Source organism: Nonomuraea sp. NPDC050786 (genome assembly GCF_040654115.1).
Classification (GTDB): domain Bacteria; phylum Actinomycetota; class Actinomycetes; order Streptosporangiales; family Streptosporangiaceae; genus Nonomuraea.
Map to the genome: position 1 here is coordinate 415,281 of NZ_JBFAHJ010000001.1, position 14,740 is coordinate 430,020.

Here is a 14,740-nt window from a genome sequence, read left to right on the forward strand (position 1 = left end):
TCATGGCTGGTCACCTGGACTCGCACCGCTTGCCCGGGGGCAAGTCCAGCCCCCGCGGCATCGAATCGCTGCATCCGGTTATTCTCCCGAACGCGGCTGTCAGTGCCTCCCGCGCCGGTGCCGCTGAGGCCTGTCCATCGGTTCTCCAGACGTTAGGGTCTGTCGTGATGACGACTTCTGCTTTATCGGGCGCGCGGTGGTTGCTGCTGGACGAGTACACCGGTGAGGTGGGTGAGCCGGACGTCACGCTGGGCGTGTGCCACGACATCGACGGGCTCTTCGTGGACCCCGAGCCCGTCCCTCCGCCCGAGACCTTCACCCTGCTCGGCTGCGATCCGGCGGGTTCGCTGCTGGAGGCGCTGCGGTATCTGGGGATCGAGCGGGCGTGGCTGCGCAGCATCGCCCTGACGCCCGTCCATCGGCCACAGCAGCGACCCGCCCGGTGCTGGGAGTACGAGCACGGGTGCACGTGCGAGGAGGAGCTTATCGACGTCACCGTGGTCAGCCGACGACCGTCGGCGGCGCGGGACGGCCTGGTGGACCTCGACTTACGCGGATATGTCCGGCTGCTTCCGGAGTGTGGGATGCCGGAGGAGAAGCCCGACGGGACGGGGTTTCGCCTGTCCGCGCTTGATAACGAGAAGCTCGGCGAGTGCCTGGACGTCGCCGGAGTCTTCCGCGTGCGCCCCGCCGCGCCCGTCCCGCCGGTGACGCTGATCGGCTTCCGCCCCGAAGCGCCGCTGCCGGGGGTTATTGAGGGACGCAGGATCACGGCGTCCCTCATGGCTATCCAACGCGACGGATGCACCGTTGGGGGTGCCGGGGTGCTGTCGGCCGCCATCGTTTCCGCCCATCCGTCGAGGTTGGGCGACGGTCTGCTGGACATCGCCTTGGACGGCGGGGTGGAGGAGCCGCTGCCGAGCGGCGCCCGCGAGATCTTCCAGATGTGGTACGACGGCGGCCCGGCCGAGCCCAACCTGTGGGCACGCTACGGTCGGCTGCTGCGGCACGAATGGGCCGGCCTGGCGGGCAGTCACCGTCCTCGGGGCCTGCCCGACAAACCGGCGGGAACGACGTATCACCTCGACGGCCGTTTCGTCACCGACATCGACGCCTTCTACTGCGCCATCGGAGAAGCGATCAACGGTCCCGGCGGCTACTTCGGCTGGAACCTCCACGCCCTGCACGACTGCCTCTACGGCGGATGGGGTGCCGCCAGTCCGTTCCGGCTGGTCTGGCACCACTCCGACGTGGCTCGCCGGCATCTCGTCCCGGGTTACGACCGGCCCACCCACGACCTGCGGTATTGGGGACCGAATGTCGAACTGGACGACCTCCTGGAGATCTTCTCCGAGCGTGGTGTCGAGGTCGAGTTCCGCTGATCCAACCGCTGGCCGCCTCTCGTCTTCCGAACCGACATGGCCTCACCTCGCAGCCCCGTCGTGCGCAATAGATCACCATCCGGCCGGGCGGAGCGGGTGGCGGGCCGGGCGGCGGCGCGGAGCGCCGTCGCCTTGATCCTCAAGAGAGCTATTTGGCAAGTTGCACGGGACCTATGGGCCAGACTCTCCGAGCAGATGTGAGTTGACTGCTCGTGCGGTTGGGCGAGTCGGCCCTCGGGTTACCTTCCCCGGGTTGCGGCGACCCGAGCGTAGGGCCGGGATAGGTGCCTGCGTACGGTGGTAACTAGATGACGCTCCACATGAGGAGAGCCATGATGGCCAAGCACACCGCGCGGACTCCGGCTACTCCACGCGTCCTGACTGATCCACTCCGCAACCGGGGCGTGGGGTTCACGCAAGCGGACCGGGACGAGCTGGGTCTGACCGGGCGCCTGCCGTCCGCGGTGCTGACGCTGGAGCAGCAGGCGCAGCGCGCGTACCGGCAGCTGCAAGCTCAGGACGGTGACCTAGGCAAGAACGTGTATCTGGAGCAGCTGCACGACCGCAACGAGACCCTGTACTACAAGGTGCTCACCGATCACCTGGTGGAGTTGTTGCCGGTCGTGTACGACCCCACGGTGGGCGAGGCGATCGAGAAGTACTCCCATGAGTACCGCCGCCCGCGCGGCGTCTTCTTGTCCATCGACCGGCCCGAGGACATCGAGAAGGCCTTCGCCACGCTCCAACTCGGGCCCGAGGACGTGGACCTGATCGTGTGCAGCGACGCGGAGCAGATCCTGGGCATCGGCGACTGGGGCGTGGGCGGCATTCAGATCGCGGTCGGCAAGCTGGCGGTCTACTCCGCGGCAGCCGGCATCGACCCGGCCCGCGTCATCCCCGTGTCACTGGATGTGGGAACGGACCGCGAGGCGCTGCTGAAGGATCCGCTGTACCTGGGCAACCGGCACCCCCGGGTCCGGGGCGCCGACTACGACGCGTTCATCGAGACGTATCTGCGGACGGCTTCGGCGATGTTCCCACATACGCTGCTGCACTTCGAGGACTTCGGCCCCAGCAATGCCCGGCGGATCCTGGAGACGTACGGCGGCTACCGAATCTTCAACGACGACATGCAGGGCACCGGTGCGATCACCCTGGCCGCAGCCCTGTCGGCCATCAAGGTCAGCGATGTGCCGATGCGAGAGCAGAAGGTGGTGGTCTTCGGCGCGGGCACCGCCGGGGTGGGCATCGCCGACCAACTGCGCGATGCCATGGTTCGTGACGGTAGGAGCCGCCAGCAGGCCACGGCCCAGGTCTGGCTGATCGACAAGCCGGGCCTGCTCACCCGCGGCACAAGTGACCTGCGTGACTTCCAGCAGTCCTACGCGCGCGATCCTTCGGAGGTCGCCGACTGGAGGAAGGACGACGGCGGGATCTCCCTGCTGGAAACCGTCAAGCAGGTCAAGCCGACGATCCTGCTGGGCACCTCCACCGTGCACGGGGCGTTCACCCGCGAGGTCGTCGAGGCCATGGCCGAAGGCACCGAGCGTCCGATCATCCTCCCGCTGTCCAACCCGACCTCGCGTATCGAGGCCATGCCGGCCGACGTCATCGCCTGGTCGAAGGGCAAGGCCCTGGTCGCCGTCGGCATCCCCGTCCCACCCGTCGAGCACGACGGGGTGACCTACGAGATCGCGCAGGCCAACAACGCGCTGCTGTATCCCGGGCTGGGCCTGGGAACGATCGTTTCCGGCGCATCGAGGGTGACCGATGGGATGCTGCTCGCAGCTGCCCGGGCGGTGGCCGACCAGGTCGACGTCAGCGCACCGGGCGCCTCCCTGCTGCCGCCGGTGGAGAACCTGCGCAACTCCTCCGCGATCACCGCAGCGGCGGTGGTCGAAACGGCGGTCAGCGAGGGCGTCGCCACCAGCGAGCCGGCCGATCCCGGCCAAGCCGTCCGCCAGGCCATGTGGGAGCCCGTCTACGGCAACGGAGCGACGGCATGACCGCGCGGCAGTCGGGTAAGGACGAGGACACCCCGGAGGTTCTCGACGTGCCCATTGGTCTGGACGCGACCGGAACCCGGCGGGAGACGGACTCGATGGGCGCGATCGACGTACCGGCGGACCGGTACTGGGGTGCCCAGACACAGCGGTCCCTGATCCACTTCTCCATCGGGGACGACCGGATGCCCAAAGCGGTCTACCACGCCTACGGCTACGTGAAGAAGGCGGCCGCGATCCTCAACGGGCGGGCCGGGCGGCTGCCTGCTTGGAAGGCCGACCTGATCGAAAAGGTCGCTGACGAGGTCATCGCGGGCAAGCTCGACGACCACTTCCCGCTGTATGTGTGGCAGACCGGGTCCGGGACGCAGTCCAACATGAACACCAACGAGGTGATCAGCAACCGAGCGATCCAGCTGGTCGGCGGCGAGCTGGGCAGCAAGTCCCCGATCCACCCCAACGACCACGTCAACATGGGGCAGTCCTCCAACGACACCTTCCCCACCGCCATGCACGTCGCCGCGGTCAAGGCGGTCCACGAGCACCTGCTGCCCAGCGTGCAGGCGCTTCAGCGGGCGATCGAGGTCAAGGCGGAGCAGTGGCGCGACGTGGTGAAAATCGGCCGCACCCATCTGGAGGACGCGGTCCCGCTCACCGTCGGGCAGGAGTGGTCCGGCTACGCCCACCAACTGACGCAAGCGGTCGACCGAGTCACCGCCTCCGCCGAGGGCCTGTACGAGCTCGCCGCGGGCGGCACCGCAGTCGGCACCGGACTGAACGCCCCACCCGGTTTCGGGGAGCAGATCGCCAGCGAGATCGCCGCCGCGACCGGCTATCCCTTCCGCACCGCGGAGAATAAGTTCGCCGCCCAGGGCGGCCTGGATGCCATGGCCAGTGCCTCCTCCGGCCTGCGTGCCCTTGCCGTGCCGCTGATGAAGATCGCCAATGACATCCGGTGGCTGGCCTCAGGGCCCCGCTGCGGCCTGGGCGAACTGATCCTCCCGGCCAACGAGCCGGGATCCTCGATCATGCCGGGCAAGGTCAATCCGACCCAGTGCGAGGCGATGGTCATGGTCTGCCTCCAGGTTCTCTCCGAGGACGCTGCCGTCGCCTTCGCCGCCTCGCAGGGCAACTTCGAGCTCAACGCCATGCGCCCGGTCATCATCAACAACTTCCTGCACGCGGCCACCATCCTCACCGACGCCTGCGCCAACCTGCGCCAGTACTGCATCGAGGGCGCCCAGCTCCACCGCGACCAAATCGACTCCTATGTCGACCGGTCCCTCATGCTGGTCACCGCCCTCTCCCCAGTCATCGGCTACGACAAGGCCTCGGCCATCGCGCACAAGGCCGACGAGGAGGGCACCACCCTGCGTGAGGCCGCACTGGACTCCGGCTCTATCAGCGCCGAGGACTTCGACCGCATCGCCAACCCGGCCGCCATGGCCCGCCCGCATCATCGATCGCCGTAGGGCCCGGATGTCGAGCACCACGCTGACCGCTCTGGTCATCTGCACTGCGCTCGTGGGCCTAACCCTCGGGCGAAGCTCCGAACAGCACACCTAACACCGATGGAGGATCTCGGTGACTGACCCTGCGACCAGCGCTGGGCAGGTCTGCGAAAGCAACCCTGTCCGCGACCTGCCCCTGCACGACCTGGCGGGATTCACTCACCGCTGGGTCGACGCGGACGGCGTCCGCCTTCATGCCGTCGAAGGCGGACAGCCGACCGGCCCGGCCGTTGTCCTGCTCGCCGGATTCCCGCAAACCTGGTGGGCATGGCGAAAGGTCATGCCCAGCCTCGCCGGCCAGTTCCACGTCATCGCGATCGACCTGCCGGGTCAGGGCCACTCCGAGCGTCCAGAGCGCAGCTACGACACGCACACGGTCGCAGCGCACGTCCACGCCGCCGTGAAGGCTCTCGGAGTGTCGACTTACTGGCTGGTCGCCCACGACATCGGTGCCTGGGTCGCTTTCTCCCTCGCGCTCAAATTCGAGAGCCAACTGCGCGGGGTCGCTTTGCTCGACGCCGGAATTCCCGGCATCACCCTCCCCGAAGCGATTCCCACCGACCCCGATCGGGCGTGGAAGACCTGGCATTTCGCGTTCCACCTTGTGCCCGACCTGCCCGAGACGCTGCTTGCCGGCCGCGAACGGGACTACGTCGGCTGGTTCCTGAAAATGAAGGCCCTCTCTCCCGACACGTTCGACGACGCCGAGCTCGACCACTACGCGGCGGCCGTCGCCGTCGACGGTGGCCTCCGCGCTTTCCTCGCCTACTACCGAGACGCCGCCGAGTCGGCGCGCAAGAACCACGAGGCGCTCAAGCGGCAGCACCTGACTGTGCCCATCCTCGGAATCTCCAGCAGCCATGGCTCCATCCCGGACATGGCGGCCTCCATCAGCCCATGGGCCGACGACGTCACCGGAGTCGTCGTGCCCGACGCTGGACACTTCATCCCCGATGAGCAGCCCGAAGCCGTCGCTGCCGCTATAGCCGATTTCATCCTCGACGGCGACTGACACCAGTCAAACCTGCCCGACTGCGCACCGCCCCAGGCCGCGTCTCATTGAAGATCCACCATATTGAAGTCGCTGGTCACTGGGCTGGTGTGAGTCGTTGATCGTGCATTCGTGCTGGTTGCGGGCGGTTGTCGGAACTCAAGATCGCCTGCCGTTTCGGTGACCGCGGACACCGGTTCCCCGGCGTGCGCGGGATGCCTGTCCGTACGATCCGGGCGGGAGGTGCGTCAGGTGGCCCAGGATGCGGAACCCGACCTTCGTGAGCTGGTCAAAGCCCGCAGGGCCGAACTCGAGGTGCAGGCAGTTGATCGTAGATGACACTGGCTTGGCGGTGTTCTCCCGAACGTGACCCCAGCCGCAAGGTAGGTCGCGGTGCCTCCTACTGGTCGAAGACTCGCTCGACGACGGCGGCGGTCCCGGCGGTTCCGGCTCGGAAGTACCGCGCTGAGGTGTCCAGAGACGAGTGACCGAGCAAGGCGCCAAGCTCCTCGGCGTCAGCCCCGGCACCCTCGACAACGGCATCCCCGACCTACAGGAACTGCGGACCGGCCGCGTCCCCGCCCAGCTCGACGGCGGCCCCTGGTGATCCCCGGACCGCACCAGCACAAGGGCGCAGCCCTCCGGCTCGGCGCCGACGGCCCTGCCTGCACGGCCCCCTCGGCACCTGGACCGCCCCTAGCTGGTCGCCGTGGTGGCAGGCGCCGCGCGGCTTGGCGCCCTTCCACGGCATGCACGGTCTGCGCGCCCGTCTGTCCGATCCTCTACGGGATCATCGGGCGGCGACGCTCTCGGCGACCTCTGCCTCGTCCGCGGCCACGGGGGCCGGTTTCTTCGGTCCGCGCAGGGCGATGTAGACGAACAGGGCACCCATGACGGCGGTGCCCACCCACATGGCCTGCTGCCATCCGTCAACGAAGGACTGCTGGGCGGCGTGGACCAGGTCCTGCGCGCGCGGGCCTGCGCTGGGTGCGGCCTCCAGGGCGCTGGCGATGCCGTCGCGCGCGGTGTCCGCGGTACCCCGCGGGATGCCCTGAAGCTTGCCGTCGATGGAGCTGCGGTAGCCGGCCGACAGCAGCGCGCCCAGCAGCGCGACGCCCAGTGCGGTGCCGAACTCGCGGGTGACGTCGTTGAGGACGGAGACGAACAGCGCCATCAGGGCCAGGCCGACACCGGTCAGCGCGATGCCGATGGCCCGCTCGCGGCAGCGGCTGGCGCCTGGGGAGGCTGGCTCGGGGTCATGGGCACCTCTCAGAAATGGGCACGGGGAGTCAGCGCCGGCACGTGACCGGTCGCCGAGTGAGGGGATGGGGCCCGGCCACAGCGGCACCTTCGGGGCGCGCGGCACGCGGATGGCCTGGGGGTTCCATTCCGTGAGCGCTGCCAGAATCGACGCAGTAACGATAAAAATCGACACGGTGTAGACTTTTACTGGAGAGGGCGACCCGGCTCCTCGCGAGACCTCTCTGGAGGAACAATGGAGAAGCAGAACTGGCTCATCACCGGCGTCAGCACGGGCCTGGGGCGCGCTTTCGCCCAAGCCGCCCTGGCCGCCGGGCACACCGTCATCGGCACCGTCCGCTCCGAGAAGGACCTGCGGGCCTTCGAAGAGCTCAGGCCCGGGCACGCTCACGGCCGTATCCTGGACGTGACGGACGGTGACGCCGTCTCCGGCGCGGTCGCGGAGGTCGAGCGGAGCGTCGGCCCTCTGGACGTCGTCATCGCCAACGCCGGCTACGGCCTGGAGGGAACCTTCGAGGAAACCCCGCTGGCCGAGGTGCGACGGCAGTTCGAGGTGAACGTGTTCGGGGCGGTGGCCACCCTCCAGGCGGCGCTGCCCCACATGCGCCGCCGCCGCCGCGGACACCTGATGGCCGTCACCTCCATGGGCGGGCTCATGGCCGTGCCCGGCATGTCCGCCTACTGCGGCAGCAAGTTCGCCCTGGAGGGAATCCTGGAGGCGCTGGGCAAGGAAGTCGCGCAGTTCGGAATCCATGTGACGGCGATCGAGCCCGGCTCCTTCCGCACCGACTGGGCCGGACGGTCCATGACACGTGCCGCGCGGACCGTCGACGACTACGACGAGTTGTTCACCCCCATCCGCGAAGCGCGGCAGAAGGCCAGCGGGAACCAGCTGGGCAATCCGGCCAAGGCGGGGGAAGCGGTCGTGCACATCACGACGGTCGAGCAGCCGCCGGCCCACCTCGTCCTGGGCTCGGACGCGCTGCGGCTGGTCACCGCCGCGCGCACGGCCGTGGACGAGGATATCCGCGCGTGGGAGACACTCTCGCGTACGACCGACTTCGCCGAGGGCGCTCAGCTCTGATGCCCGGCCACCATTCCGCGCGCAGCCGTCGTACCACCGAGCGCAAGGGGGATGTCCGGGAGCGGGCCATCCTCGACACCTGCGAAGCCCTGCTGGCACACAAGGGCTACGATGCCATGACCGTCGGCGACATCGCCCAGGGTGCCGGCATCACACGCGGGGCCCTGTACTTCTACTTCGGCTCCAAGCAAGAAGTGGTCACGGCACTCGTGGCCCGGACCGTCGAGCACTTGTGGGAACGGTCCCGGGTCACCGCGCAGACCGACGAGCCACGCCAGGCCATCGCAGCAGCCATGCAGCGCACGGTCGAGCTGTGGAACGAACACGGCCCGGTCATGCGCACAGCGATTGCCCTGTCGTTGACCGTGCCGGAGATCGGTGAACTGTGGAAGCACACGGCTGACCTGTTCATCGCGGCCATCACCGCCGTCCTGGAACACGCCGGCATCCAGGCCGGCGCTGCACCGGACCAGGCCTCGGCGATGGCACGCGCCCTGTGCTGGATGATCGAGCGGACCTTCTACCACGCTTCACAGGAATCCCGCGAGAAGCTCCAAGAGGCGTCGGCGACATGCGAACACATCTGGCTGACCTGCGCCGGCCTGATCACGTGAGGTATCTGCCATGGACGCGGTGAGGCGCGGAACCATGAAGTCCGGGTCGAGCCTTGCCCCCGTGAAGTGGACACCTTTTCGCGTCGCCCAGCAGGTGGGCCGCCAGCCGGCCTCGACAAACCAGGGTCATCCCCCTGCGGGAGGCAGGAGGGGCATGATCTCGGCCGCCGGGCGGGCTGTGTGCAGGCTGAGCAGATCGGCGATTAGGTGGTCCAGGGGCGGCCAGGGAAGGTCTCCGTGGTCGTTGTAGAGGCTGACCAGGCCGTGCAGCCCGGTCCAGAGTAGGAGGCCCGCCTGCCATTGCTGCTCCGTCGAGGGCGGCCTGCGCCCCTCCTCGGCGGCCGCTGCCAGGGAGGCCGTGACGGCCTTGAGTGGTTCGGCTCCGGCGCCGTGCGCTGACCCCAGGATCAGGTCGTCCGGCATGCGCCCGCCGAAAAGGGTGCGGTAGTGGCCGGGCTGGTCGACTCCCCAGCGTACGTAGGCGGCGCACCGGGCGGCGAGGTCGGCCAGCGGGTTCGGGGCGGACTGCGCGGCTTGGTCCATCAGGCGCGCCAACTCCGCGTAGCGCAGTCGCAGCACGTGCTGGACCAGCGCGCTCAGGTCGGGGAAGTGGCTGTAGATGCTGGCCGGTGCCACCCCGACCTCGCGTGCGACCTGCCGCAGGGTCAGCGTCTCCGGCTGGTCGAGGGTGGACAGCAGCTTTGCCGCGGCGTCCACGAGTTGGGCCTTGAGTACCTGTCCCTGCCCGCGCGGATTACGGCGACGGCGAGCGGACTGCTCCTGCGGCGGCACCTTGGCTCCCTTCTGACCGGGCTGAACGATTGAGCAGCAGGGGTTCACCGTACAGCCGGGTCTCGCCTTGACAGTAATAACCAACAGTTGTTTAGTTATGTCGCCAACAGTTGTTCAGTCAAGGGATGGATCATCATGCGCATCGCCATACTGGGAGCGTCGGGGCGGACCGGCGGCACGCTCGTGCGTCAAGCGCTGGAGCGGGGGCACGACGTCGTGGGACTGGTCCGGACGCCGGCCGCGTTCGCCGTGCCCGCGCCGCGGCAGGTCGAGGTCCGCAAGGCGGATGTCACCGACCCGCGGAGCTTCCCCGACCTGGCCGACGTCGACGTGACCGTCTCCGCCATCGGCATCGCCAAGGGCGAAGGTCCGGGCGCACTGGTCGCCGGAGCCAGGGTGCTCGCGGCGGCCGGCGTCCGCACGGTGTGGCTCGGCGCACTGGGCTCGGGCGTGTCAAGCCGGTCGGGCGGGCTGATCTACGCGGGGGTGATGCGGATGTTCGTCGGCTCGGAACTGGCCGAGAAGGCCGAGGCCGACCAGATCGCGCTCGCCGCCGGCGCCACGGTCTTCCACGCCCCGGACGTCACCGACGGCCCCCTCAGTTCCGCCGGCCGCATCGTGCCTTTGGCGGAACTGCGGCGCCCCCTGCTCCCGCCCCGGATCTCCCGAGCCACGCTGGCCTCCCTGCTGCTGGACGAGGCGGAGACGAACAAGTACGGCAGCGGAATCGTCGTACCCCTCAGCTAGCCCCGTTTTCCGCAGGTGAAGTCGTTTGAAGATCTGCGGGTTGCTGTGATGATCGTCGTCACGGTATGACCTGGCTGGTGAAACAGGGTGCGAAGTGGGGCCAGGCCAGTGTCGAGAAGATGCTCGGAGCGTTGCCGGTGATCGCGGGGTTTTGCTCGCGGTTACGGATCCGGAGCCGGTGGATGCCGCCTGTCCGGTGCGTGATGTCGCGGAGCTGACGCACGGTCAGGTGATCGAGGTGCTGGTGGCCAACCGGCTGACCTCGCCCGCCCCGTGGTGCACGTTCAGGACTGGGCGCGCTCCTGGGCGGTGGGCGAGGCGTTCGGCGTAGAGCCGGAGTTGCTCAACGATGACCGGATCGGCCGGGCGTTGGATGCCATCGCCCCCGCATCTGGACCTGCCGGCCGGGTCGGTCGGGCCGGCCGCGATCGAGGCCTTCGGTCTGGAGGTGACACGCCTGCACTGGGACATGACCTCGATCTCGCTGCACGGCGACTACGACGAGGCGGAGCCCGGTTTCGCCCAGCCGCGTTTTGGTCATCCCAAGGACCGGCGGCCGGATCTGAAGCAGGTCCAGGCCGGGATCGCGGTGGCCGCTGACGGCGCGATCCCGGTCTTTCACCGTTCCTATGACGGTGCGGCCGGTGAGGTGGGCCAGGTCATCGGCGCGATGCGGGGCTTGCAGAAGCTGGCCGGCCCGCAGCAGATGCTGATGGTCGGTGATTCCAAGCTGATCTCGTATGCGAACCTGTCCGCCATGGAGGGTGCGGATGTGGCCTTCATCGCGCCTGCTTCCAAGCACTACGTCAGCGCCGAGACCCTGGCTGGTCAGAAGCTGTCTGCGGCTACCCGGGTGGACTATGTCGCCGGCCGGGACGCCGGCGAACCCGCCGACCGGCGTGGCGTCTGGCACGTGCGCGAGGACGTCATGACGCTGGCCGGGGATGGCGGTAGGGTCGGGAGCTGGTGCGGTGGTTTCTCCTGGTGGTAGGGCCTGGGGCCTTTGATTCCGCCGGTTTCCCGGACGGGTGTGCCACCCCAGTGACCTTGACCAGGTTCTTGGCTCCGTTTCCAGCTCCCGCCACTTCGAACCGTGCATGCGGTTCTCCCGCACACGGCTCTCCGACGCCCTTCACCGACGGCGTTCGGCCGTTGCCCGCCAAGACCGGAAAGGCCTGGGAGCGACGACGGCTCCATTGAGGTTGATCAGGCCGAGCTGGGTCGGGTCGGTGTAGACGACCTGAAGCCAACCCCACTTGCGCCCCCGTTTGTGCTTCTTACCGAGGAATAACGCGAGCCTCGCGAGGGCGAAAGTCCTGATCTTGTCGAAGACACGGGCGGAGTTTCCATAGCGGAAGTAGCCGACCCAGCCGCGCAGGAAGGCGTTGACCTGCTGCACGATCGTCTCGACTGGCACCAGCAGCCGGGACCGGTCCGACAATTCCCGGATCCGATCGCGGGCGTGCTGGGCCGCCTTGCGCGAGGGCCAACGGGCGAGGAAGACGACACGCCTGGCCCCGGTGCGGCCGCGGGCGCGCACCAGACGATGGTGGAAACCGAGGAAGTCGAACCCTTCCCCGCCTTCCACCAGGTGCACGATCCGGGTCTTGGCCGCCTTCGGCTGCAGTCCGAGGTCGGACAGCAGTTCGGTCAACCGCGCCAGCGCGCGTTCGGCCTCACCCTGGGTCCGGCACATCACGACCAGGTCATCGGCGAAACGCACCAGCACCCCATCAACCCCATGCCGCCATGCCCGATCGAGTCGGTGCAGGTAAATGTTGGCCAGCAGCGGAGAAACGACTCCGCCCTGCGGGGTGCCGGTCACCGATCGCCGGATCTGTCCTTCCTGCATCACTCCCGCTCGCAAGATCGCGCGCAGCAGCTTCAGGACGGACTGATCACAGATGCGTTCCTCGACCGCCTGCATCAACTTCTCCTGCGGAATCGCCTCGAAGCAGTTGGCGATATCCGTCTCGACCACCCAGCGGCGCCCCTGGAACGACTGATCCAGCAGCACCTGGAGCGCATCGTGCGGTGCGCGTCTGGGCCGGAACCCGAACGAGCACGGATGGAAGTCGGCTTCGAAGACCGGCTCGAGCACGATCTTCACGGCCGCCTGCACGATGCGATCGCGCACCGCGGGAATCGACAGCGGGCGCCGTTCGGCGCTGCCGGGCTTGGGGATGAACACCCGGCGCGTCGGCAGTGGCCGCCAACGCCCCTGTCTCAGGTCCGCGATCAGTTCATCGAGAAGCCGGACGACGCCGTACTCCTCGACCATTTCCAGGGTGATCCGGTCGATGCCGGCCGCGCCGTTGTTGCGGCGCACGTTGGTCCACGCCCGCCGCATCACGTCCCTGCGGAGGACTTTGTCATGCAGCGCGTGAAACCGTCGTCCGGGATCGGCCTTGGCCGCCCGGTAGAGCGCATGCTGCAAGGCTCGGACCGGATCCATCACAGATCCCGACGCGGCGGGACTAGCCACCTGGGCACTCACCGGGCCCCTCCTCGACACCACGCGCATGGACGAAGCAGCGGCCCTTCCCTCACCGGGGGTTATGTTGTCCGCCCGGCTCGATCAGCACTATGGCCGCCTCCGACTCCCTCCCGGCCCGACCTCCACTTCCCGGCTCCTCACCGGTTATAAGACGTCGTTTCTCCGGCGGAGTCTCGCAGCTCCGCCAGGCCGGGGAGGGCCTCCCCAGTTCCCGCCGTCACCGTCTGTGCGTTCCACGTCCTCTACGCCGGGGAGTTCTTGAGGGCTGCACGTTCAGGATCTTCACCCCGTCCATGGCCTTCGCCCTGAAGGACCGGGCTCGGCTCTCCCTTTGCCCCGCACACGACGGGCACACTAACGACGCGGCAGACTTCGCTTGACGCTGCGGACCGCACAGTCGCCTCCCCTGACAGGGCCTTCGACGCTGGACTCCGACCCGACCCGTTTCCAGGCCAGACCGCCAGCCTGCTACCGGGCTCCCTGACGATTACCCGGACCGGACTTGCACCGGCAGGCGACGACGAGCTTCCGATCAGGTCATGATCGCATCTGCGATCACCTCCAGATCTCTGGGCGTACTCCCGTGGAGTGGTGTAACTACGTGATCGAATGTCGTGGCTCTGATTGCGTAGTGAGCTCGGCGGGATCGCGAGGGGCGATGCTGGTGCGGAGTTCGGCCATGGAGGTCTCCGAGAGGTAGCGGCGGTCGGTGACTTGCCATTCGTCGTGGAGTTCGGCCAGGACAGCGCCGGCCAGGCGTTCCAGGGCGGCGGCGTTGGGGAAGACCTGGACGACGTCGGCGCGGCGTTTGACCTCGCGGTTGAGCCGTTCCAGCGGGTTGGTCGACCAGATCTTCTTCCAGTGCGCGACTGGGAAGGCGGCAAACGCGGTGATGTCGTCGGCGGCGTTCAGCAGCATGTCTTTGACCTGAGGGAACTGGCGGCCGAGCATGTCGGCGACGGTGTGCAGCTGGGTGCGGACGGCCTCGGCATCTGCCTGAGCGAAGATGGTGCGGATGGTGGCTGCGACCATCTCGCCCGACCCTTTTGGGGTCTTGGCCAGCACATTTCTCATGAAATGCACGCGGCAGCGCTGCCAGCTGGCGCCGAGCAGCACGGTGCGGATGGCGGCGACCAGGCCGGTGTGGGCATCGGAGATGACCAGACGCACCCCATGCAGGCCGCGGGCGCGTAGCGAGCGCAGGAACTCGGTCCAGAATGCCGCGTCCTCGCTGTCGCCGACGGCCAGGCCGAGCACTTCGCGGTGCCCGTCGGCGGTGATGCCGGTGGCGATCACCACGGCCTGGGAAACGATCTGATGGTTGACGCGCACCTTGCAGTAGGTGGCATCCAGGAACACATACGGGAAGGCGATGTGGTCCAGCGGCCGTTCCCGAAACGCCGTGATCTCCGCATCCAGGCCCTGGCAGATGCGCGAGACCTCGCTCTTGGAGATGCCGGTGTCGGCGCCGAGTGCTTTGACCAGGTCGTCGACCGCGCGGGTATATACGCCGTGGACGTAGGCCTCCATGATGACCGCGAACAGGGCGCGGTCGATGCGGCGGCGGCGTTCGAGCAGGCTGGGGAAGAACGAGCCGGAGCGCAGTTTGGGGATCTGCAGTTCCAGGTCGCCGGCGGTGCTGGACAGCAGCCGCTCGCGGTGGCCGTTGCGTTGGGTGGTGCGTTCCGGGGTGCGCTGGTAGGGGGCGGCGCCGATCACCGTGGTGGCTTCGGCCTCGATGAGTTCCTGCAGCATGCGTTGCAGGGCGCGGCGGACCATCTCCACGCTGTCGGCCGCGCGTAGTGACTCCAGCAGCTCGGTTAAGTCAGACTGGGACAGAGCCATCGTGAACGTGTCCT

13 protein-coding genes are annotated in these 14,740 nt (G+C 68.1%); 9 read left to right on the forward strand and 4 right to left on the reverse strand.

From position 1 onward, the window contains the following. Positions 1–167: 167 nt before the first annotated feature. The 5 genes from AB0H84_RS02240 (at position 168) to AB0H84_RS02260 (ending at position 6,494) form a co-directional block, all read left to right on the forward strand. The gene (locus AB0H84_RS02240) at positions 168–1,382 is read left to right on the forward strand and encodes a barstar family protein (protein WP_357596847.1); all 1,215 of its coding nucleotides are present in this window, start codon (positions 168–170) and stop codon (positions 1,380–1,382) included. 308 nt (positions 1,383–1,690) lie between these two features. Beyond that, positions 1,691–3,388: an NAD-dependent malic enzyme gene (locus AB0H84_RS02245; RefSeq protein WP_357596851.1), complete on the forward strand. Its 1,698-nt coding sequence runs from the start codon at positions 1,691–1,693 to the stop codon at positions 3,386–3,388. Then, positions 3,385–4,857 carry a class II fumarate hydratase gene (gene fumC / locus AB0H84_RS02250; RefSeq protein WP_357596854.1) on the forward strand — a complete coding sequence of 491 codons (1,473 nt, stop codon included), beginning with the start codon at positions 3,385–3,387 and terminating at the stop codon, positions 4,855–4,857. Before AB0H84_RS02245 ends, fumC begins: the two co-directional genes overlap by 4 nt. A 112-nt stretch (positions 4,858–4,969) precedes the next feature. Then, a complete protein-coding gene (locus AB0H84_RS02255; RefSeq protein WP_357596857.1) occupies positions 4,970–5,908 on the forward strand; it encodes an alpha/beta hydrolase in 939 nt (312 codons plus the stop codon). Positions 5,909–6,371: 463 nt separating this feature from the next. Next, positions 6,372–6,494 (forward strand): hypothetical protein, encoded by a 123-nt coding sequence (locus AB0H84_RS02260; protein ID WP_357596860.1) that lies wholly within the window; start codon positions 6,372–6,374, stop codon positions 6,492–6,494. A gap of 183 nt (positions 6,495–6,677) precedes the next feature. Here the strand turns inward: AB0H84_RS02260 and AB0H84_RS02265 are convergent, their stop codons facing one another. After that, positions 6,678–7,253: a hypothetical protein gene (locus tag AB0H84_RS02265; RefSeq protein WP_357596863.1), complete on the reverse strand. Its 576-nt coding sequence runs from the start codon at positions 7,251–7,253 to the stop codon at positions 6,678–6,680. A gap of 129 nt (positions 7,254–7,382) precedes the next feature. Here AB0H84_RS02265 and AB0H84_RS02270 point away from each other — a divergent pair, with 129 nt between their 5' ends. Then, complete coding sequence (locus tag AB0H84_RS02270; protein ID WP_357596865.1) at positions 7,383–8,231, forward strand: oxidoreductase; 849 nt, start codon at positions 7,383–7,385, stop codon at positions 8,229–8,231. Further along, the gene (locus AB0H84_RS02275; RefSeq protein WP_357596868.1) at positions 8,231–8,845 is read left to right on the forward strand and encodes a TetR/AcrR family transcriptional regulator; all 615 of its coding nucleotides are present in this window, start codon (positions 8,231–8,233) and stop codon (positions 8,843–8,845) included. Before AB0H84_RS02270 ends, AB0H84_RS02275 begins: the two co-directional genes overlap by 1 nt. A gap of 126 nt (positions 8,846–8,971) precedes the next feature. On the opposite strand, the gene AB0H84_RS02280 is transcribed toward AB0H84_RS02275, so the two are convergent. After that, on the reverse strand, positions 8,972–9,637 hold the full coding sequence (locus AB0H84_RS02280; RefSeq protein ID WP_357596871.1) for a TetR/AcrR family transcriptional regulator: 666 nt from the start codon (positions 9,635–9,637) through the stop codon (positions 8,972–8,974). A gap of 135 nt (positions 9,638–9,772) precedes the next feature. On the opposite strand from AB0H84_RS02280, the gene AB0H84_RS02285 reads away from it, so the two are divergent. Together AB0H84_RS02285 and AB0H84_RS02290 are read left to right on the forward strand one after the other, a co-directional pair. Beyond that, on the forward strand, positions 9,773–10,384 hold the full coding sequence (locus tag AB0H84_RS02285; protein WP_357596874.1) for an NAD(P)H-binding protein: 612 nt from the start codon (positions 9,773–9,775) through the stop codon (positions 10,382–10,384). 349 nt (positions 10,385–10,733) lie between these two features. Continuing rightward, entirely contained in the window at positions 10,734–11,375 is a 642-nt protein-coding gene (locus tag AB0H84_RS02290) for a hypothetical protein (protein WP_357596877.1), read from the forward strand. Between the two features lie 141 nt (positions 11,376–11,516). On the opposite strand, the gene ltrA is transcribed toward AB0H84_RS02290, so the two are convergent. Together ltrA and AB0H84_RS02300 are read right to left on the reverse strand one after the other, a co-directional pair. Beyond that, on the reverse strand, positions 11,517–12,839 hold the full coding sequence (gene ltrA, locus AB0H84_RS02295; RefSeq protein ID WP_357596880.1) for a group II intron reverse transcriptase/maturase: 1,323 nt from the start codon (positions 12,837–12,839) through the stop codon (positions 11,517–11,519). A gap of 639 nt (positions 12,840–13,478) precedes the next feature. After that, positions 13,479–14,726 (reverse strand): IS256 family transposase, encoded by a 1,248-nt coding sequence (locus tag AB0H84_RS02300; protein ID WP_357597885.1) that lies wholly within the window; start codon positions 14,724–14,726, stop codon positions 13,479–13,481. Positions 14,727–14,740 lie beyond the last annotated feature (14 nt).